Below are 20,253 nucleotides of genomic sequence, written 5' to 3' on the forward strand. Positions count from 1 at the left end.
TGTCATAGAAATATGTGGCGCTCGGCGCCGACGAGTTCCTGAAGGAAATCGGAAACCGTGCGTACCCGCACGAGTTCGCGCGCGCTCTCGTGAAACGTCGTCCAATAGGCTCGCCGGATCGAAATATCCGGCAGAATGCGCACCAATTCGGGATGCTGCCGGGCAATATAGTCATGCAGGATGCCGATCCCTGCACCCGAAAGTACGGCTTCTGTTTGGCCAGTCGCCGAAGAAATCTCGAAGGCGGCGTTCCAGTTGCGCATCACCTCGCCGGTGAAGTTCAGCGACTGGGAGAAGATCAGATCCTCGACATAGCCTATCCGTCGGTGCTGCTTCAGGCCCTCTGCATCGGAAGGCAGGCCGTTGAGGTCGGCATAGCTTCGAGAGGCGTAGAGACCGAGCGTGTAGTCGGTGAGCTTGGCTGAGACGAGGCGACCCTGTTCAGGCCGTTCCAGAGTGATCGCAATATCAGCCTCACGCTGCGAGAGCGAGAACGAGCGTGGTACGGGTACAAGCTGGATCTTCAGTTCTGGATGGCGCTCGATAAGGCGCCCCATCCTTGGCGCGAGAAAGGAAACGCCGAAACCGTCAGGTGCCCCTACACGCACAGTCCCCGCGATCGCCGTATCGGTGCGACCGAGATTGGCCTGCACGGAGAGCATCTCGGTTTCCATCCGCTCCGCCGAGGCAAGGAAAACTTCGCCTTCTGCCGTCAGTTCGCAGCCGTTTGTGCGGCGAACGAAAAGGCGGCTCTGCAGCGCCTCTTCCAGCGAGGTAAGCCGCCGCGAGAGCGTGGCGTGGTTGAGACCCAGTCGCTTAGACGCGGCAAGGATTTGACCGGTACGGGCGACAGCCAGAAAGATGCGGACGTCGTCCCAGTTCATAATTTGCCACGCATTGTGATGGGGTCGACGTCGATAAGCGTCAGGGACGTCACCATCCCGGCGGTTGCGTTCTTGTATTTGAGGAAATGCGGTGTCTGCAGATGCGCTTCGTAGGCCGTCTGGTTTGCGTACACCTCCAGGATACGGATCTTATGGGGACTGCCCTCGATGGAGACCGCGCTTAGCGACAGAACGCCGGGCTCGAGTGCGACGGCGGCCTCGATCGCCTCAGTCAATAGGAGGCGATAGGTTTCAAGCTGGTCGGGCTCGATCTCGAGCTCCGCAATTCTGACAATCAGTTTCCCGCCCATTGAAGCACTATCTCCTCTTCAGTTTGGGTCGACCGTGGTAGTCTAACCAAGTCCTGCGTAGACGATCAGGAAGCGTCAGCCTGACCTAGCTAGCTTCAATTTATGCACAACGGTTGCTTATATCAGATCATTGATTTGTGCAAATTGTAGTGCGATTGTTCGCCATCCAAAAAACAGGAGGAGCACTCATGCGTGAGATTGGTCATTTCATCGGCGGTAAGCACGTCGCCGGCACCAGCGGCCGCACCAGCAACGTCTATAATCCGGCAACCGGTGAAGTTCAGGCAACGGTAGCGCTCGCAAGCGTCGAGGACATGCGCGCCGCTGTCGAGAACGCCAAGGCCGCTCAGCCGAGGTGGGCAGCAACGAACCCGCAGCGCCGCGCCCGCGTCTTCTTCAAGTTCGTCGAACTGCTGAACAAGCACATGGATGAACTCGCCACCCTGCTGTCGAGCGAGCACGGCAAGACAGTCGAAGATTCCAAGGGCGACATCGTTCGTGGTCTGGAAGTCTGCGAATTCGTCTGCGGTATTCCGCATCTGCAGAAGGGCGAGTTTACGGAAGGCGCCGGCCCGGCAATCGACATGTACTCGATGCGCCAGGCGGTCGGCATCGGTGCGGGCATCACCCCATTCAACTTCCCCGCCATGATCCCGATGTGGATGTTTGCTCCGGCAATTGCCTGCGGCAACGCTTTCATCCTGAAGCCGTCCGAGCGCGATCCATCCGTTCCGATCCGTCTGGCAGAGCTCATGATTGAAGCCGGCCTCCCGGCAGGCATCCTCAATGTCGTCAACGGCGACAAGGCTGCGGTCGACGCCATCCTGACCGATCCTGATATCGGCGCGGTGTCCTTTGTCGGTTCCACGCCAATTGCCCGCTACGTCTATGGAACGGCTGCCATGAACGGCAAGCGTGCACAGTGCTTCGGCGGTGCGAAGAACCATATGATCATCATGCCTGACGCCGACATGGACCAGGCCGTCAACGCCCTTATGGGCGCTGGTTACGGCTCCGCCGGCGAGCGCTGCATGGCGATCTCCGTGGCCGTCCCGGTCGGTGAGGAAACCGCCAATCGCCTCGTCGAGAAGCTCACCCCGAAGATCGAGTCGCTCCGTATCGGTCCATACACGGACGAGAAGGCTGATATGGGCCCGCTGGTTACCAAGGAAGCCTATACCCGCGTCAGCGGCCTGATCGATCGCGGCGTCGAGGAAGGTGCCAAGCTCGTCGTCGACGGCCGCGGCTTCAAGCTGCAGGGTTATGAAAACGGCTACTTCGTCGGCGGCACGCTCTTCGACCATGTCACGCCCGACATGGACATCTACAAGACCGAGATCTTCGGGCCGGTTCTTTCCGTAGTTCGCGCCAAGAACTACGAGGAAGCCCTCGACCTGCCGATGAAGCACGAATACGGCAATGGCGTCGCGATCTATACCCGCGACGGCGATGCCGCCCGTGACTTTGCCTCGCGCATCAACATCGGCATGATCGGCATCAATGTCCCGATCCCGGTTCCTCTCGCCTACCATTCCTTTGGCGGCTGGAAGGCATCGAGCTTCGGTGACCTCAACCAGCACGGTTCGGACTCGATCAAGTTCTGGACCAAGACCAAGACGATCACCGCTCGCTGGCCTTCGGGCATCAAGGACGGCGCCGAATTCGTCATGCCGACGATGAAGTAAGGCGAAGGAACGATGAGGTTATCGAATTGGGGGCCGCGGCCCCCAATTTGCGTTGAGGAGGTCGAAGGGCATGCTTCGGGTGCTTTCTCGGTAATTGCCGACTCCGAACGGACGACCGCTTGAAAAATTGTCGCGGCAATCCGTCTCACATAAGCTGAATATGAATTTCATATTTTGGAATTGTTCAAAACTACCAAAGCCACTATATAGACTGCTTGTAGACGACGATTCTGGAGATCGGCATGCGTTTGACCAAGCAGACCAACTATGCGGTTCGCATGTTGATGTATTGTGCCGCCAATGATGGGCAGTTGAGCCGGATTCCGGAGATTGCCAAGGCATACGGCGTTTCTGAACTCTTTCTGTTCAAGATCCTGCAGCCGCTCAACAAGGCCGGCCTTGTAGAGACGGTTCGCGGTCGCAACGGCGGCGTGCGGCTTGGCAAGCCGGCGAAGGACATCAGCCTCTTCGACGTGGTTCGCGTGACGGAAGACAGCTTTGCGATGGCAGAGTGCTTCGAGGATGACGGTATGGTCGAATGCCCGCTGGTCGACAGCTGCGGCTTGAACTCCGCCTTGCGCAAGGCGCTCAACGCCTTCTTCGACGTGCTGGCGCAGTATTCGATCGATGATCTCGTCAAGGCGCGGCCGCAGATCAACTTCCTGCTGGGCCTGACGGGCGAACAGCCGCACCGCAAGCCGACGGTTGCCGCTCCGGCAGCCTGAACTGCGATGACAAGATTTTGATACGGCCGTGGCAACGTTTTGTGTGCCGCGGCCGCTCTGCTTTAGGCGAGTTTGAAGCGAAAAATTCGCGCGCGACGTGCGCAATAATGCTGTCCCCGACGCGAAATTATACCAAATGCGACAGGAATCGTGTTTATCCAATCCGTTTATTTCTAAATGCGGCTCATTTTTGGCGGAAAATTACTAAAGTTGTCCATCTGGAAAAATTTTCCACTTCGGTCGTTGATTTCAGCAAATAAATGTCGTTCCATCTGCCGTCATTCCGGAGGGTTTCCGGGATCTCAAAGAAAAGAACAAACCTGGGAAACGATATCATGAAAAAGATGTCTGTCTTGTTGGCCGCGACGGTCCTGGCTTCGGCCATGGCATCCGCAGCCTGGTCCAAAACTCTCGTTTACTGCTCCGAGGGCTCGCCGGAAGGCTTCGATCCCGGCATTTACACTGCAGGCACCACCTTCGACGCTTCCTCTCGTACGGTCTACAGCCGCCTTGTCGAGTTCAAGCATGGCAAGACCGAAGTCGAGCCCGGCCTGGCTGAAAGCTGGACGGTCTCCGACGACGGCATGGTCTACACCTTCAAGCTGCGTCCGGGCGTCAAGTTCCAGACCACCGAGTTTTTCACGCCGAGCCGCGATCTGAACGCTGACGACGTCGTCTTCTCGTTCGAGCGCCAGCTGAAGGCTGACAGCCCGTGGGCCAAGTATGTTGCCGGCGTTTCCTACGAATACGCTGCCGGTATGGGTTTCCCTGAACTGATCAAGTCCGTCGAGAAGGTCGACGACCTGACCGTCAAGTTCACGCTCAACCATCCGGAAGCCCCCTTCGTTGCCGACCTGGCAATGGACTTCGCGTCCGTGCTGTCGAAGGAATATGCCGACAAGCTGCAGGCTGACGGCAAGATGGAACAGATGAACCAGATGCCGCTCGGCACCGGTCCGTACACCTTCGTTGCCTACCAGCCGGATGCCGTCATCCGCTACAAGGCCAACGAAACCTACTTCAAGGGCAAGGAAAAGATCGACGATCTCGTGTTCGCGATCACCCCGGACGCTTCCGTCCGCGCTCAGAAGCTGAAGGCCGGCGAGTGCCACATCATGCCGTATCCGAACGCGGCTGACATCAAGGACCTGCAGACGGACTCGAACCTGAAGGTTCTGGAACAGCCGGGCCTGAACGTTTCCTATCTCGCCTACAACACGCTCCAGGCTCCGTTCGACAAGGCCGAAGTGCGTAAGGCGCTGAACATGGCGATCAACAAGCAGGCGATCGTGCAGGCCGTCTTCCAGGGTGCTGGCCAGGTTGCCAAGAACCCGATCCCGCCGACAATGTGGTCGTATAATGACTCCATCCAGGACGACGCATACAACCCGGACGAAGCCAAGAAAATGCTCGAAAAGGCTGGCGTCAAGGATCTCAGCATGAAGATCTGGGCAATGCCGGTTTCGCGTCCGTACATGCTGAACGCACGTCGCGCCGCTGAACTGATGCAGGCTGACCTTGCCAAGGTCGGCGTCAAGGTCGACATCGTCACCCACGAATGGGCTGAATACCTGAAGCTCTCCAAGGACAAGGCCCGCGACGGTGCTGCGATCCTCGGCTGGACCGGCGACAACGGCGACCCGGACAACTTCCTTGACACTCTGCTCGGCTGCGAAGCCGTCGGCGGCAACAATCGCGCGCAGTGGTGCAACAAGGAATTCGACGATCTCGTGAAGAAGGCCAAGAAGACCGCTGACGTCGCAGAGCGCACCAAGCTCTACGAACAGGCGCAGGTCGTCTTCAAGAAGGAAGCTCCGTGGGCGACGATCGATCACTCCACGGAATTCGTGCCGATGAGCGCCAAGGTTTCCGGCTTCGTGCAGGACCCGGTCGGCGTTCACCGTTTCGACGGCGTTGATATCGCCGAGTAATCAAAATTATGCAAAGATGCCCGGCAACCCCGGGCTTGGCCGGCGGTCAGGTTTGATACCTGACCGCCGGAACACTATGGACACTTGCCAATGTTGCGATTTCTCATCGGACGCCTCGCGATCCTGATCCCAACCTTCATCGGCGTTTCACTCATCGCCTTCTCGTTCATCCGCCTGCTGCCCGGTGACCCGGTCATGCTGATGTCGGGCGAGCGTGTAATGGCGCCGGAACGCCATGCCCAGGTCATGCATGATCTTGGCCTCGACAGACCGGTCTACGTTCAGTACCTGGATTACCTCGGCAACGTGGTGCAGGGCGACCTGGGTTCGTCGATCGTTACCAAGCGCCCGGTTCTGCAGGAGTTCGGCTCGCTCTTTCCGGCGACGCTTGAGCTTTCGCTTTGTGCGATCATTTTTGCCATTGTGCTTGGCATTCCCGCCGGCGTCTTTGCCGCGGTCAAGCGAGGAACCTGGTTCGACCAGAGTGTGATGGGCGTTGCCCTCGTCGGCTATTCGATGCCGATCTTCTGGTGGGGCCTGCTGCTCATCGTTCTCTTCTCGAATACGCTGCATTGGACACCTGTGTCCGGCCGCATTTCGCTGATGTATTTCTTCAAGCCGGTCACCGGCTTCATGCTGATCGACAGTCTGCTGTCCGGTCAGGCCGGTGCGTTCAAGTCGGCGTTCGTCTCGTTGATCCTGCCGACCATCGTTCTTGGTACGATTCCGCTTGCGGTCATCGCGCGTCAGACGCGCTCGGCAATGCTTGAAGTGCTGGGCGAAGACTATGTTCGGACCGCGCGCTCGAAGGGCCTTGCCCCCATCCGCGTCGTTGGCCTGCACGCGCTGCGCAACGCGATGATCCCGGTCGTGACCTCAATCGGTCTGCAGGTAGGCGTGCTGCTCGGCGGCGCAATTCTGACGGAAACGATCTTCTCCTGGCCGGGTATCGGCAAATGGATGGTCGATGCCGTCTTCAAGCGCGACTACACCGTCGTTCAGGGCGGCCTGCTGATGATCGCCGGTATCATCATGATCGTCAATCTGATCGTCGACCTCATGTACGGTCTCATCAATCCACGTATTCGTCACTAGGAGCGGCTTATGAGTGTGATAACCACCAAGTCGACCCAGCCGTCAGGGCTCTCTGAGTTCTGGTACTACTTCTCACGCAACAAGGGCGCGGTCATCGGCTTCGGCATCTTCCTGCTGGTCCTTTTGATGGCGATCTTTGCGCCGTTGATTGCGCCGCATGATCCAAACGTTCCTTTCGACGGTATGCAACGCGTGCCCCCGGTCTGGGCGGAAAAGGGCAATCCAATGTTCCTGCTTGGAACGGATGCCGTTGGTCGCGATATGCTCTCGCGTCTGATCTATGGCACGCGCTTTTCACTGTTCATCGGTCTCGTCGTCGCGTCGCTCTCTGCTATCGCCGGCGTCTTGCTCGGCCTGGTGGCAGGCTATTTCCGCGGTCGCGTGGACACCTTCATCATGCGCGTCATGGATATCATCCTGGCTTTCCCGTCGCTGCTGCTCGCTCTGGTGCTGGTTGCTGTTCTCGGTCCGGGCCTGCTAAACGCCATGATCGCCATTTCGATCGTGAACCAGCCGCACTTCGTCCGCCTGACACGCGCCGCCGTGATCAGTGAGCGCGAAAAGGAATATGTTGTCGCCTCCCGCGTGGCGGGTGCCGGTACGTTCCGTCTCATGTTCAAGACGATTCTTCCGAATTGCCTGGCGCCGCTGATCGTCCAGGCGACGCTCGCATTCTCCGCCGCGATCCTCGATGCCGCGGCTCTCGGCTTCCTTGGCATGGGCGCCCAGCCTCCGACATCCGAGTGGGGCACGATGCTCGCTGATGCACGCGAATTCTTCCAGAGCTCCCCGTGGCTCGTCACTTTCCCGGGTCTTTGCATCCTGATCACCGTTCTCGCCATCAACCTGATGGGCGACGGTCTGCGTGATGCTCTCGATCCCAAACTGAAGAGGTCCTGAGATGGCACTTCTTGAAATTGAAAATCTCGCCGTCGAATTCCAGACGTCGACGGGTCCGTTTCGTGCCGTCGATGGCGTGTCGCTCAAGGTAGATGCGGGTGAAGTTCTGGCAATCGTCGGAGAGTCGGGGTCCGGCAAGTCGGTGTCCATGCTCGCGGCGATGGGGCTTCTGCCGTGGACGGCAAAGGTGACGGCCGACAAGATGGTCTTTGACGGCCGCAATCTGCTCGGCATGTCGGCAAGCGAACGACGCAAGATCATCGGCAAGGATATGTCGATGATCTTCCAGGAGCCGATCGCCAGCCTCAATCCGTGCTTCACGGTCGGCTTTCAGATCGAAGAGGTTCTGCGGATCCATTTCGGGCTGGACAAGGCTGCGCGGCGCAAGCGCGCTATCGAGCTGTTCGAGGCCGTTGGCATTCCCAACCCTGCCGAGCGCCTTGGCCATTTCCCACACCAGATGTCGGGTGGCCAGTGCCAGCGCGTCATGATCGCCATGGCAATTGCCTGCAATCCGAAGCTGCTGATCGCCGATGAACCGACGACTGCACTCGACGTCACCATTCAGAAGCAGATCCTCGACCTCCTGATGCGGCTGCAGACAGAGCATCGCATGGGTCTCATCATGATTACGCATAACATGGGCGTTGTCGCCGAGACGGCCGATCGCGTGATCGTGCAGTACAAGGGACGCAAGATGGAAGAGGCCGACGTCCTGTCGCTCTTCGAGTCCCCGAAGAGCGATTACACCCGCGCGCTGCTTGCCGCCTTGCCGGAGAATGCCACGGGCGACCGACTGCCGACCATCGGCGAGATTTTCAAGGGAGCGGCCCAATGACGCCAGTCCTCGAAGCAAAGAACATTGTACGCAACTATTATCTGCCGGGCGGCCTCTTCAAGAAGGAGAGGACCGTACATGCCGTCAAGGGTGTGAGCTTCAAGGTGGAGCAGGGTAAGACGCTGGCCATCGTTGGCGAAAGCGGTTGTGGCAAGTCGACTCTCGCCCGCATCGTCACGATGATCGATCCGGCAAGCGGCGGCGACCTGTTTATCGATGGCAAGAAGGTCGATATCGCTGCAGGCGATTTGACACCGGAAATTCGCCGCAAGGTACAGATCGTCTTCCAGAACCCCTACGGTTCGCTGAACCCGCGCAAGAAGATCGGCGACATCCTGATGGAGCCTCTGATCATCAACACCGATACGCCCGCCGCCGAGCGACGCGAATTGGCGATGGCGATGTTGAAGAAGGTCGGCCTGCAGGAGATCCATTTCAACCGCTATCCGCATATGTTCTCTGGTGGCCAGCGTCAGCGCATCGCGATTGCTCGTGCTCTGATGTTGAAGCCGAGGCTCCTGGTTCTCGACGAGCCGGTGTCGGCGCTCGATCTTTCGGTCCAGGCCCAGGTGCTGAATCTGCTCGCCGATCTGCAGGACGAACTGAATCTCACCTATGTCTTCATCAGCCACGACCTGTCGGTCGTCCGCTACATGGCCGACGATGTCATGGTGATGTATTTCGGAGAGGCTGTTGAGTACGGCACGCGGGATCAGGTTTTCAATGATCCGCAGCACAGCTATACGAAGACCTTGTTCGCTGCCACGCCGCGCGCCGATGTCGACACCATCAAGGCTCGCCTTGCGCGCAAGAGCACGGCGCTCGCTGCGTCTTAGGGTCGAGGTTCTCCTGTCTCCGGGAGTCCCGGAACGATGGGAGTGATAAGCAATGCCAGAGACCAACGAAACCCCTTACGCCATCATCGTCATGGGGGTCAGTGGCTGCGGTAAATCCTCGATCGGCCTGAAGATTTCGGACACCCTCGGCATAAAATTCGTCGAGGGCGACCAGCTGCATCCGGCATCGAATGTCGAGAAGATGTCGAAGGGCATCCCGCTGACGGACGACGACCGTATGCCTTGGCTCGATCTCATCGGTCAAACGATGAAAGCATCGCTTGATCGCGGGCAGGGTGTCACCGTTTCCTGCTCGGCGCTGAAGCGCACCTATCGCGAGCGGTTACGCAACGCCGTAAATGGTAATCTGTTCTTCGTCTACCTGTCAGGCTCGAAGGAGCTGCTGACGAAGCGCATGGGTGAGCGCAAGGGTCATTTCATGCCCCCATCATTGCTGGAAAGCCAACTCGCGACACTCGAAGTGCCGACCGATGAGCCGGGCGTCGTGACGGTCGATATCGACGATACGGTCGAAGGAATCGCGGCAACGGCGCTCCGTGATCTCAAGTCCTTGGGCGTCGCTTAGCTCAGATGAAACGCTGCGGCGAATAGGCGGAAATATCGATGAACGGCGTCTCGCCGGTGATTGCCTCCGCCAAAGCGCGGCCGGTGACCGGTCCCAGCGTCAATCCGTGATGAGCGTGGCCGAATGCGAACCATAGCCCGTCGTGTCGAGGCGCCTTTCCAATAATGGGCATCATATCAGGCGTGCACGGGCGGGCGCCCATCCATGGCTCCGGATCAAGCCTCTCGCCGAGCGGAAAGACCGCGCGCGCCACCTTCTCGGCTCGATCGAGCTGCACGGGTGTCTTTGGCGCATCCAGCGCGGCGAATTCAGCACCCGTCGTCAGCCGGATGCCGCGGCTCATCGGTGCAAGCAAGTAACCGCGCTCAGCGTCCAGCGTCCAGTTGTGGAGGGTAGCGTTGTTTGCCGCGGCATAGTGCATGTGATAGCCGCGCTTGACGCCGAGCGGAAAAGCATAACCGAGCCGACGTGTCGCCACTGCGGCCCAGGGGCCGAGCGCCAGGACCGCGTGCTCCGCATCCAATGAGCCTTCGCTGGTCACCACCCTCCAACTCGCGCCGGAACGACCGAGGGAGTTGGCGTCACCGGCGACGTACTTTCCACCCAAGCTCTCGAAATAGGTGCGATAGGCCATCGTCAGGCCATGCGGGTCGAGCACTGACCACGGATCACGCCACCGCAGACCGCCGACGAAATCGCCCTTGATGTGGGGTTCGAGCCGCGCTACGGCAGCGGCATCCAACTGCTCGTGCATGACGCCGAACTCGGCGCGTAGCCGCTCGGCCTCGGCGAATTCGGCATTGCGCCGGGCGGCCGTGCGAAAGATCTCCATCCAACCATTCTTCCGGATCAGATGCTGCGCATTCGACGCTTCGATCAGATCATTGTGCTCCGAAATCGAGTGCGCGATCAGCGGTGCATAAGCGCGGGAAATCATCTCGTGACGTTTGGCGTTGGAATTCCACCAGTAGCGGCCAAGGAACGCCAGCTGTCCGGGCAGCGCCCGGAGGTGATAGTGGGCATCGATCCGGTTGTTGAAGGCGTAGCGGATCAGAACGCCGATCTGCTGCGGAAAGCCGTATGGCACGACGCCTTCGCGCTGAATGAGACCGGCGTTGCCGAACGAGGTTTCAGTGCCTGGCGGCTTGCGGTCGATCAACGTCACCTGCAGGCCTCGGCGCTGCAGGTGAATGGCCGTCGATACGCCGACGATACCGGCGCCGAGTACGATTGCGTTCTTTGTCATTGCCATGCATTCCACCTATTGCAAGTAATGAAAATGCCGCTCCGCCAAGCGGCAGGCAAACGAAAAATTTCGTTTCATTTCAAAAACATTGTCGTTTTCAATGCCTTGTTTTCGGCTTTGATGCGGACGTACAGCACTGCGGCGTTGAGCACCGAGAATACCGCTGCGTAGACGGGCATGCCGAAAGCCAGAGGAAGGACGGCGATCTCGCCTACCACGACGACATAGTTCGGATGCGCGAAGAACCGGTAGGGTCCACTGCTGACGAGCGGAGCTCCTGGCAGCACGATGATGCGTGTCGTCCATCGTCCCTTGAGCGTGCCGATGACCCAGAGCCGGCCCGCCTGTAGAGCCATGAAAACGGCAAACCATAGCGGTTCGATCGGACGGCCGATCGCCAGCAGCCACAATCCGGCGATCCAGCAGCTATGCAGGGCCACCATGTAAGGGTAGTGCTGCGGCGCGGCCTCCTTCGCACCGCTGCTCAAAAGTACCTGCGTATTGTGGCGCGCAAGAGCAAGTTCCGCGAGGCGCTGCGCCGTCACGAAGGCGAGGAGTGCAACCGAGGGCCACATCATGCAACCCTCTTTAAAGTCACGCAGCTTGCCGTAAAGCCCGGTCCCATGGCGACCATGGCACTGCGCTTCGGTAGCCCCGTCCGCAAGGCACGCTCAAGCACGAAAAGGATCGTAGGCGAGGACATATTGCCATATTCGGCAAGCACCGCGCGCTCATGGTCTAGCGTTCCCGATTCAAGCGACAAGGCACTTTCCAAGGCAGTCAGCACCCTTGTGCCGCCGGGATGGCAGATGAATCGATCGATGTCGGCCCGGGAGAGACCGTTGCGGCTCAGTATCCCGTCAACCGCCGGACCGAGCTCGGTCTCGGCAAAGGGCGGCAGCGATTGAGCGAGAACCACACCGAAGCCGGTGTCGTCAATCTTCCACCCCATGATGCCGAGCGTATCGGGGAAAAGATGCTCACCGGTCGACTCGACCTCCACCTTTCCCTCCGACCCTGCACGGAGAACGCAGGCCGCTGCACCGTCGCCGAAAAGCGCCGTGGCGATGATGTTCGCGCGCGTCAGCTCATCCAGCCGGAAGGCCAGCGTGCAAAGTTCGATTGCGACGAAAAGCACCGTTGCGCCTGGGCGATCCCTGGCAAACCGCGAGGCGATGGCGAAGCCGGAGACACCGGCCGCGCAACCGAGCCCGAAAACCGGAACGCGTTCGATATCCGAGCGAAAACCCATTTTCTGTGCGAGCTGCGCATCAAGGCTCGGCGTCGCAATGCCGGTGGACGAGATGGTGACGATGCAGTCGACGTCGCTTCCTCGCAGGCCCGCCTTCTTCAGCGCATTGGTGGCCGTCTCGAAAAACAGGCTGCGCGCCACTTCGCCATAGGCTTCCATCCGGTCCTGCCAGCCATGCGGCTCGATGAACCATTCCAGTGGACGAGCGGCATAGCGCTTGCGGATGCCGGCATTGTCAAAGACGCCGGCGAGGTGGGAGAAGTCCTTGAAGCGTGATGAAAACAGACGGGCGGAAGTCGCCGCCGCCTCCTTCTGTGTGATGACATGTTCCGGCGTTGCTACGGCAAGGCTCAGTAATTTTACGGTATCACTCACGGAATGCTCCTTGTGGCCGGCGCGTGAGCGGCTAACACCTCAGCCCTGCATTTATTCGGCGGCGTCGGGATTGCGACACCTGAAAAAAGAAGAACACGCAATCGAATAAAGTGCCAGCCAGCAGTGTTCACTCGCCGCCAACGTCATTTCCCTAGGAGATATCCCATGACGATCGCGACTGTTCGTATTGCTTCCATCCTGATCGGCGGCTGCATTGCCGCTTTCGCGCTTTCCGCCCCTGCCTTCGCGATGGGTGGCGGTGGCAGCGGCAGCGGTGGCGGTAGCAGCGGCTCTGGAGGCAGCAGCGAAAGCACCATGCCGACCTGCAAGAAGGGCCAGATGTATGACAAGAAAACGAAGCGGTGCGTCAAGCAGAGTAGCGCCAACGTGACGGAAGAAAACCGCACGGACTACGCCTATTCGCTGGCAAAGGCCGGCCGTTACGACGAAGCGCTTGCCATGCTCGACACGCTGAAGAACCCGAATACCGCTGAAGCCCTGAACTATCGGGGCTACGCCACCCGGAAACTTGGGCGTACGGATGAAGGAATTTCTTACTATCTGAAGTCCGTCGAGCTTGATCCCGAGTATGCGCAGGTTCGCGAATATCTCGGCGAAGCCTACGTCATCAAGGGGCGCCTCGATCTCGCCAAGGAGCAGCTCGAAACGATCAAGACGATCTGCGGCACCGAATGCGAGGCGTATCGCGATCTCAACGAAGCGATCCTCAAGCCGTAGGAACTATGACACTGACGAAAAGCGGGAATGCGCAATTTCGGTTGAACTGGAACTACCAAATGCCGGTCGCGTACACCACATTTCCTGCCTATAGTCGCGCGAAACCAAAGCCGTCGGCGAAACCGGCGGCTTTGGAAGAAAAACCCGTGGCGGAGGCTCTCATTATAAGCGAAGCCGACATTAGGAGCGGCCTGGCGGATAATCTTGTGCGGTTGTGGCGCTATGGCCTCGTGCTCTCGCATCGCCGCGATATTGCCGACGATCTCGTGCAACAGACCTGCCTGCGCGCCCTCGAGCGCGTCGAGCAGTTCGAGGCCGGAACGCGGCTGGACCGTTGGTTGTTCTCCATTCTGCATTCCATCTGGTTGAATGAAATCCGGTCGCGGCGGGTGCGCCTCGGTCAGGGCTTTGTCGATGCCGACGAGGCCTTGGTCATCGATGGCGCCCATGCCACGGAAACGCATGTCATGGCGAACCAGGTTCTACGACTGGTCAATGCGCTGCCGGATGCGCAGCGGGCCGCGGTCTTCCTCGCCTATGTGGAAGGCCTTTCCTACAAGGAGGTAGCAAGAGTATTGGATATCCCGATCGGAACCGTGATGAGCCGCCTTGCCGCCGCGCGCGCCAAGATCGCAGCCAATGTCTCGGGCGAGGGGGCGACATGAACGACAAGCACCTGATTCTTTCCGATGAAGAGTTGACGGCCTATATCGACGGCGAACTGTCGGATGCTGAAGTATCGCGCATCGAGGCAATTCTCCACTCGAACGAGCGTGTGGCGGCAAGGCTGGAGTTCTTGTCGCGTAGCGGCCTTCCGTTCAGGCAAGCCTTCGAGCCGCTGCTTGCCGCAGCACCGAAGACCGAACTTGATGCCATGCTCGGCGTTGCGCCGCACGACGCAAAGCCGGCTGCCGCGCGCTCTGGTCGCCGAGGCTTCCTTGGTGCGATTGCTGCCTGCCTCGTTGCGGGTGTTGTCGCCGACCGGGCCTTCATCAGCATTCGCAATCGCATGCGTGCACCTGATGAAAGCAGTGAATGGCGCACCGTCGTTGCCGAATATATTGCCCTCTATACAGTGGATACTCTGGCTGGCCCATCGCCGTCCGATGACGCGCGGGCCGCCCAATTGGCCCGCCTCGACGATAGGCTTGGCCTTTCCCTGTCACCCCAGGCGGTGTCGCTGCCGGGTATCGAGTTCAAGCGTGCCCAGCTGTTGCAGTATGACGACAAGCCACTGGCGCAGATCGCCTATCTGGACCCCGAGACGGGGCCGCTGGCGTTGTGCATTGTCCGCTCGGATGTCGGCACGAAGGAACCTGACGTCGAAGGCCGGCACGGCATGAACGTTGTCTATTGGTCAAACCCCACGCACGCCTTCATGCTGATCGGCCGTATTCCGATCGACCGCATGCAGGAGCTGGCGGAGGATGTCAGGAAAAGGACTTCGGCGTGAAGTGGAAGCGGCGGTGAGAGCCACTGCGAAAAAGGACTGCCCAACTTCGTCATTTTTTGAGACAATTGGATGGGGAGGATTGCCCCTGCGGCTCGCGTAGCCGGTTTCGAACCTATCCCATCGAAACATTCTTGGATCCTGCCCCGTCCGCAGCGTGAGTCGGCTGTCGGCAAGCATCTAGCGAACATTTCCATTGTTCAGCACACGCTAGCCAGGAGCACTTGACATGGTAACGTGGAAACCTGATCCAAGCTTTTATCCGTCACCGCGCATGGCCATGAAGGCAGCGCCGGAGGCAATTGCCTACGTCGTCGCCTTCGATCCAACGCGAACGGTTCCCGACGAGTTGGCGGTCATCGATGTCGACCCGGCATCGGCCACTTACGGGCAGATCGTAAATGCGCTTGCGATGCCCAACGTCGGCGATGAATTGCATCATTTCGGCTGGAACGCATGCTCGTCCTGCCTCTGTCCGAACGCACCGCACCCGCACGCTGAACGCCGCTATCTGGTGGTACCGGGACTGAAATCCTCCCGCATCCATATCATCGACACCAAGCCGGATGAGCGGAGTCCATCGATTGTCAAGGTGATCGAGCCCGGTGAAGTGGCCGAACGGGCCGGCTATTCCCGGCCGCACACAATCCACTGCGGCCCTGAGGGCATCTATGTAGCCGCACTCGGCAATGCCGAAGGCAAGGCACCAGGCGGCATTTTCCTGATGGATCACGAGAGCTTCGACGTCCGCGGTCAGTGGGAGATGGATCGGGGGCCGCAACAGCTGTCCTATGACGTCTGGTGGCACCTTGGCCACGATACGCTCGTTACCAGCGAGTGGGGCACGCCGGATACGTTCGAAAACGGCCTCATCCCGGACATCCTGCTCGGCGCGAAATACGGACGCCGTCTGCATTTCTGGGATCTGCACAAGCGCAAGCACCTGCAGACGATCGATTTCGGTGACAAGTATCAACTCGTATTCGAGCTTAGGCCCGCCCACGATCCGACTAAAGCCTATGGCTTTGTCAACTGCGTGCTCGGCCTCGAGGACCTCTCCTCGTCAATCTGGGTCTGGCATCGTGATGGCGAAAAATGGGGGGTAACAAAGGTAATCGACATTCCGGCCGAGCCTGCCAATGCCGACCAATTGCCGCCGATGCTCAAGGGCTTCAACGCCGTGCCGCCGCTCGTCACCGACATTGACCTCTCAATGGATGACAGATTTCTCTACGTGTCCTGCTGGGGAACCGGCGATCTGCTTCAGTACGATGTCTCCGATCCCTTGAAACCGAAGCTGACAGGCAAGGTCCGCATTGGCGGCATCGTTTCGCGTGCGTCACACCCGGGCGCGAAGAATGGCGCGCTCAACGGGGGCCCGCAGATGGTCGAGATCAGCCGCGACGGTCGCCGTATCTACTTCACCAACTCGCTCTATGGCGCGATCGACGAGCAGTTCTATCCCGACGGCATCTCGGGCTGGATGGTGAAGCTTGACGCGCAGCCGGACGGCGGCATTGCCTTCGACGAGAAATTCTTTGTGGAATGGCCGAAGTCGCATCGTCCGCATCAGGTCCGTCTGCAAGGTGGAGATTGCTCGTCGGATTCCTATTGTTATCCCTAGGAAACGACGTCTGGCAGTGAGGCGCCGATGAACGAGTTCTGGCCATGGATGCTGCTGGCGGGACTAGGTGCCTTTCACGGTCTCAACCCGGCCATGGGATGGCTGTTCGCAGTCGCGCTTGGCATTCATCGGCAGAGTTTTATCGCGGTGGTTCAAGCAGTGCCCGCCATCGCCCTCGGACATGCTCTCTCCATCGCGCTGGTGGCGGGAGCCGTGGTCGCCGCCGGCCTTTTCGTGAACCAGGATGTTGTGCGCACGGCCACCGGCGGAGCGCTTGTTGCATGGGCAATCTGGCATCATATCTTTGGGCACAGTCGCCGTGTTCGCATCGGCTTGCGCACAGGGCTCGCCGGCCTTGCGTTATGGTCGTTCCTGATGGCGACGGCTCATGGTGCGGGGCTCATGATCCTGCCTGCCTTGATACCTCTCTGTCTCGCCCAGCCGCCATTGCCCGAAATCGGCGGCATTGGGTCGGCGGCGATGACGATCGCAGCGGTCGGCGTCCACACGCTTGCGATGTTGGCGGTTACAAGCCTCGTTGCCCTGACAGTGTATCACTGGGTCGGGCTCGAGATATTGCGCAGCGCTTGGATCAACGTGGATCTGCTGTGGACCTTGGTCTTGCTTGCCACCGGTGTCGGGCTGCTGATCGTCGCGTGAGGGCGACACTGCTCGCTGCTGTCGATACCTAAAAAGGATCTGTCTCGTTGGAGAGAGCACGCATCTTGGGAAATTAGAGAAATTTGGCTGGGGAACCTGGATTCGAACCAAGATCGACGGAGTCAGAGTCCGCTGTTCTACCATTGAACTATTCCCCAGCAGGTGCGGCGCGCGAAGCGGCTCCGCTGGTGTGCGGCGCTTATAAACAAAAGCTGGCGGATTGCAAATACCTGTTTCGAAAAAAATCATGTGGCTTTGAGAAGGTCTTTGATGCCTCCGAAAAGGCCGGTTTCTCTAGCGCCAAAAAGAATTTGGCGTTTTCGCCATGCGCTGGTATCTTCGCGGCAACGCAAAATCGAATGAGCGCCTGCTGCATACCTTTGGACTTGCGCGGCGCGATGGAAAAAGAACGTGGAAGACCCCGAAGGCGGCCAGAGGTCGCAAGGTAACGGGGCGTTGGCGGCAGGGCGCAAGGACGGCAAGAAGTCCAGGCGCCGCAAGGGCAAGCGTGGCGGGCAATCCCGCAATGCGAACCAGTCCGCTCAGCATGTCCTCTCCGGCGATACCGGAGAGGCGGCACGCCCAATTGAAGCCGGCAGCGCGGCGCGCAAGCGAAAGCGTCGTCGTCGTGGCGCCGGGGCCTCTGATGAGGCCGGGCAACCGCATCGGACAAGCAACGAAATCTCCGCAGTTGCAGGGCAGGGCGTTCGCAGCGACAGCGAATCGGTGCCGAGCCGTCGCAATCGCCGCAAGCATCGTGGCAAGCGCGGCTTGCAGGGGCGTCCGCTGGTGCACGAAAAGCCGGTAGGCCATCCCGCCCAGCCGCAGCCAGCGCCCGCCGGACGGAACGGGGCTGCCGAATCGCGACCCGGCCACAACGACAATCGTGCAGCACGCCAGTCCGACGGCGGGCAGCGGAGCCATAATGAGCATCCGTGGCCGGATGAGCTTTATGCCGCTCTCGATCTCGGCACCAACAATTGCCGTCTGCTGATTGCGCAGCCGACGCGACCGGGTCAGTTTCGTGTCGTCGATGCCTTCTCGCGGATCGTGCGGCTTGGCGAGGGGCTTGCGGCGAGCGGCCGCCTCTCCGACGACGCCATGGACCGTGCCGTCGATGCACTGCGCGTCTGCGCCTCCAAACTAAAGAACCGCGAGATTCGCCGCATGCGGCTGATCGCGACCGAGGCCTGCCGACAGGCGAGCAACGGGGCGCAGTTCCTCGAGCGCGTTGTTGTCGAGACAGGCCTCGAGCTCGAGATCATCGATCGGGAAACCGAAGCGCGGCTTGCTGTTTCCGGCTGCTCGTCCCTTGTCGGGCGGGAGACGCGCTCCGTCGTCCTCTTCGATATCGGTGGCGGCTCTTCTGAAATCGCGGTCATCCGCATCGGCGACAACCGCTTCAATCGCCTCGCCAATCACATCACCCACTGGACCTCGCTTCCCGTTGGCGTCGTTACGTTGTCGGAGCGCCACGGCGGACGCGATGTTACCCCGGATGTCTTCGAAGGCATGGTGATCGAAGTGCAAGGCATGCTTGCCGCCTTCGATTGCCCCGCGATCGATATCGGTCATGCGGGTGACTTCCATCTCATCGGCACCTCGGGAACAGTGACGACGCTCGCCGGCGTCCATCTCGATCTGCCGCGCTACGACCGACGCAAAGTCGACGGCATCTGGCTTTCGGACGACGAGGTTTCGGCGATGCAGGCGAAGCTGCTGTCGTGGGATTTCGCAAGCCGCGCCGCCAATCCCTGCATTGGGCCGGATCGCGCCGATCTGGTGCTCGCCGGTTGCGCGATTCTTGAAGCGATCCGCCGCCGCTGGCCGAGTCCGCGCATGCGCGTTGCCGATCGCGGCTTGAGGGAAGGCCTGCTGACAGACATGATGGCGGGCGATGGTGTCTGGCGGCGCCACCGCCACCGCCGCGGCCAGCGCGGCAAATAGGGGACAAGCATGGCGAAGCCAACGATTGCGGGTAACCGCACCGGCCGCAAACTCGGCCAGCGCGTCAAGAACAAGAAGATGAAGGCGTCGTCGCGGCAATGGCTGCAGCGCCACATCAACGATCCCTACGTGCAGCGCGCCCAGCTCGAGGGCTATCGCGCGCGCGCCGCCTTCAAGCTGCTGGAGATCGACGAGAAGCATAACATCCTGAAGGGCGCTCGCCGCATCATCGATCTTGGCGCTGCACCGGGAAGCTGGTCGCAGATCGCTGCCAAGGTCACCGGCTCCACCGATGAGGATATCCGCGTCGCGGCGATCGACTTTCTGGAGATGGATCAGCTGCCGGGCGTGAAGATCCTGCAGCTGGACTTCCTCGATCCTTCAGCACCGGCGCAGCTGATCGAAGCGGTCGGCGGTACACCGGATCTGGTGATCTCGGATATGGCTGCCCCCACCACCGGCCACCACCGCACCGACCATTTGCGCACCATGCACCTTTGTGAGGTGGCTGCCCACTTTGCTGTTGAAGTGCTGGGCGAAGGCGGACACTTTCTGGCAAAAACCTTCCAGGGTGGCACCGAGCGTGATCTTCTCAACATGCTGAAGCGACACTTCAAGCAGGTCGTCCATGTCAAGCCGGCATCCTCGCGCGCCGAATCCGTGGAGATGTTCCTGTTGGCGAAAGGCTTCAAGGGGCGCCAAGCGGAACCCGACGCCACGGAAGCTTGATCTTTGGGCTGGTCTTGGGTGATGATCGATCTCCCAAGACTTGGAATGCCCGGCGCCATGCTCCTATACGTCACCCTCGGAACCAACGACATCGACCAGGCCAGGCGGTTTTACGATATCGTCCTGCCGCTCCTCGGCTACCGGCGCCAGCGCCATTCAGAGGAGGAAATCGGTTACTCCGCCGACGGGGATACCCGCTGCCGGCTCTGGATCGTCACCCCATTCAATCGCAGGCGCGCGTCCAACGGAAATGGTTCGATGGTCGCGCTTCATGCCGAACGTCGTGCTGATGTGGATGCATTCCATGCCGCCGCAGTTGCGGCAGGCGGCATTGATGAAGGCGCGCCGGGATTGCGGCCGTTTCATGCCAATTTCTACGCAGCTTACGTGCGGGATCCGGACGGCAACAAGCTCAGCGCCGTCTGCGAGAACCCGGAATAA

Annotated in this window: 21 protein-coding genes and 1 tRNA gene; 16 read left to right on the forward strand and 6 right to left on the reverse strand. The window is 59.9% G+C overall.

Annotated features, from left to right (window positions below):
- Positions 1-2: 2 nt before the first annotated feature.
- Together NBG89_RS01805 and NBG89_RS01810 are read right to left on the reverse strand one after the other, a co-directional pair.
- Positions 3-884 (reverse strand): LysR family transcriptional regulator, encoded by an 882-nt coding sequence (locus NBG89_RS01805; RefSeq protein ID WP_431321457.1) that lies wholly within the window; start codon positions 882-884, stop codon positions 3-5.
- A complete protein-coding gene (locus tag NBG89_RS01810) occupies positions 881-1,195 on the reverse strand; it encodes a putative quinol monooxygenase (RefSeq protein WP_431321458.1) in 315 nt (104 codons plus the stop codon). Before NBG89_RS01810 ends, NBG89_RS01805 begins: the two co-directional genes overlap by 4 nt.
- A gap of 188 nt (positions 1,196-1,383) precedes the next feature.
- Between NBG89_RS01810 and NBG89_RS01815 the strand changes: the two genes are divergently transcribed.
- The 8 genes from NBG89_RS01815 to NBG89_RS01850 all read left to right on the forward strand — a co-directional run bounded on the left by NBG89_RS01815 (position 1,384) and on the right by NBG89_RS01850 (position 9,791).
- Positions 1,384-2,880, forward strand: coding sequence for a CoA-acylating methylmalonate-semialdehyde dehydrogenase (locus tag NBG89_RS01815; protein ID WP_431321459.1), 1,497 nt, complete (start codon positions 1,384-1,386; stop codon positions 2,878-2,880).
- Positions 2,881-3,122: 242 nt separating this feature from the next.
- Positions 3,123-3,605: an iron-responsive transcriptional regulator RirA gene (rirA, locus tag NBG89_RS01820; protein ID WP_431321460.1), complete on the forward strand. Its 483-nt coding sequence runs from the start codon at positions 3,123-3,125 to the stop codon at positions 3,603-3,605.
- A gap of 335 nt (positions 3,606-3,940) precedes the next feature.
- Positions 3,941-5,536, forward strand: a complete 1,596-nt coding sequence (locus tag NBG89_RS01825) for an ABC transporter substrate-binding protein (RefSeq protein WP_431321461.1) — start codon at positions 3,941-3,943, stop codon at positions 5,534-5,536.
- Between the two features lie 90 nt (positions 5,537-5,626).
- A complete protein-coding gene (locus NBG89_RS01830; RefSeq protein WP_088705024.1) occupies positions 5,627-6,631 on the forward strand; it encodes an ABC transporter permease subunit in 1,005 nt (334 codons plus the stop codon).
- Positions 6,632-6,640: 9 nt separating this feature from the next.
- Positions 6,641-7,531, forward strand: a complete 891-nt coding sequence (locus NBG89_RS01835) for an ABC transporter permease subunit (protein WP_431321462.1) — start codon at positions 6,641-6,643, stop codon at positions 7,529-7,531.
- A gap of 1 nt (position 7,532) precedes the next feature.
- Positions 7,533-8,369 (forward strand): ABC transporter ATP-binding protein, encoded by an 837-nt coding sequence (locus NBG89_RS01840; RefSeq protein WP_431321463.1) that lies wholly within the window; start codon positions 7,533-7,535, stop codon positions 8,367-8,369.
- A complete protein-coding gene (locus NBG89_RS01845; RefSeq protein WP_431321464.1) occupies positions 8,366-9,205 on the forward strand; it encodes a dipeptide ABC transporter ATP-binding protein in 840 nt (279 codons plus the stop codon). Before NBG89_RS01840 ends, NBG89_RS01845 begins: the two co-directional genes overlap by 4 nt.
- Positions 9,206-9,257: 52 nt before the next feature.
- Positions 9,258-9,791 carry a gluconokinase gene (locus NBG89_RS01850; protein WP_431321465.1) on the forward strand — a complete coding sequence of 178 codons (534 nt, stop codon included), beginning with the start codon at positions 9,258-9,260 and terminating at the stop codon, positions 9,789-9,791.
- A gap of 1 nt (position 9,792) precedes the next feature.
- On the opposite strand, the gene NBG89_RS01855 is transcribed toward NBG89_RS01850, so the two are convergent.
- The 3 genes from NBG89_RS01855 to NBG89_RS01865 all read right to left on the reverse strand — a co-directional run bounded on the left by NBG89_RS01855 (position 9,793) and on the right by NBG89_RS01865 (position 12,664).
- Positions 9,793-11,037 carry an NAD(P)/FAD-dependent oxidoreductase gene (locus NBG89_RS01855; RefSeq protein ID WP_431321466.1) on the reverse strand — a complete coding sequence of 415 codons (1,245 nt, stop codon included), beginning with the start codon at positions 11,035-11,037 and terminating at the stop codon, positions 9,793-9,795.
- Positions 11,038-11,111: 74 nt separating this feature from the next.
- On the reverse strand, positions 11,112-11,615 hold the full coding sequence (locus tag NBG89_RS01860) for an isoprenylcysteine carboxyl methyltransferase family protein (protein WP_431321467.1): 504 nt from the start codon (positions 11,613-11,615) through the stop codon (positions 11,112-11,114).
- Entirely contained in the window at positions 11,612-12,664 is a 1,053-nt protein-coding gene (locus tag NBG89_RS01865; protein WP_431321468.1) for a type III polyketide synthase, read from the reverse strand. Before NBG89_RS01865 ends, NBG89_RS01860 begins: the two co-directional genes overlap by 4 nt.
- 165 nt (positions 12,665-12,829) lie before the next feature.
- Between NBG89_RS01865 and NBG89_RS01870 the strand changes: the two genes are divergently transcribed.
- The 5 genes from NBG89_RS01870 (at position 12,830) to NBG89_RS01890 (ending at position 17,136) form a co-directional block, all read left to right on the forward strand.
- Complete coding sequence (locus NBG89_RS01870) at positions 12,830-13,402, forward strand: tetratricopeptide repeat protein (protein ID WP_431321469.1); 573 nt, start codon at positions 12,830-12,832, stop codon at positions 13,400-13,402.
- Between the two features lie 59 nt (positions 13,403-13,461).
- Positions 13,462-14,067, forward strand: coding sequence for an RNA polymerase sigma factor (locus NBG89_RS01875; RefSeq protein ID WP_431321470.1), 606 nt, complete (start codon positions 13,462-13,464; stop codon positions 14,065-14,067).
- Positions 14,064-14,855 (forward strand): anti-sigma factor family protein, encoded by a 792-nt coding sequence (locus NBG89_RS01880; RefSeq protein WP_431321471.1) that lies wholly within the window; start codon positions 14,064-14,066, stop codon positions 14,853-14,855. Before NBG89_RS01875 ends, NBG89_RS01880 begins: the two co-directional genes overlap by 4 nt.
- 226 nt (positions 14,856-15,081) lie before the next feature.
- On the forward strand, positions 15,082-16,476 hold the full coding sequence (locus NBG89_RS01885) for a selenium-binding family protein (RefSeq protein WP_431321472.1): 1,395 nt from the start codon (positions 15,082-15,084) through the stop codon (positions 16,474-16,476).
- Between the two features lie 27 nt (positions 16,477-16,503).
- A complete protein-coding gene (locus tag NBG89_RS01890; protein ID WP_431321473.1) occupies positions 16,504-17,136 on the forward strand; it encodes a hypothetical protein in 633 nt (210 codons plus the stop codon).
- A gap of 84 nt (positions 17,137-17,220) precedes the next feature.
- Here NBG89_RS01890 and NBG89_RS01895 read toward each other — a convergent pair.
- Positions 17,221-17,294: transfer RNA gene (locus NBG89_RS01895), tRNA-Gln, on the reverse strand.
- Between the two features lie 253 nt (positions 17,295-17,547).
- Between NBG89_RS01895 and NBG89_RS01900 the strand changes: the two genes are divergently transcribed.
- From NBG89_RS01900 to NBG89_RS01910, 3 genes are read left to right on the forward strand one after another with little or no spacing between them, the layout of a single operon-like run.
- A complete protein-coding gene (locus NBG89_RS01900; RefSeq protein ID WP_431321474.1) occupies positions 17,548-19,083 on the forward strand; it encodes a Ppx/GppA phosphatase family protein in 1,536 nt (511 codons plus the stop codon).
- A 9-nt stretch (positions 19,084-19,092) separates the two neighbouring features.
- Positions 19,093-19,812: an RlmE family RNA methyltransferase gene (locus tag NBG89_RS01905; protein ID WP_431321475.1), complete on the forward strand. Its 720-nt coding sequence runs from the start codon at positions 19,093-19,095 to the stop codon at positions 19,810-19,812.
- Positions 19,813-19,869: 57 nt separating this feature from the next.
- Positions 19,870-20,253, forward strand: a complete 384-nt coding sequence (locus NBG89_RS01910) for a VOC family protein (protein ID WP_431322755.1) — start codon at positions 19,870-19,872, stop codon at positions 20,251-20,253.

The sequence above is a fragment of the Rhizobium sp. YTU87027 genome (assembly GCF_050644135.1).
Lineage (GTDB): Bacteria > Pseudomonadota > Alphaproteobacteria > Rhizobiales > Rhizobiaceae > Rhizobium.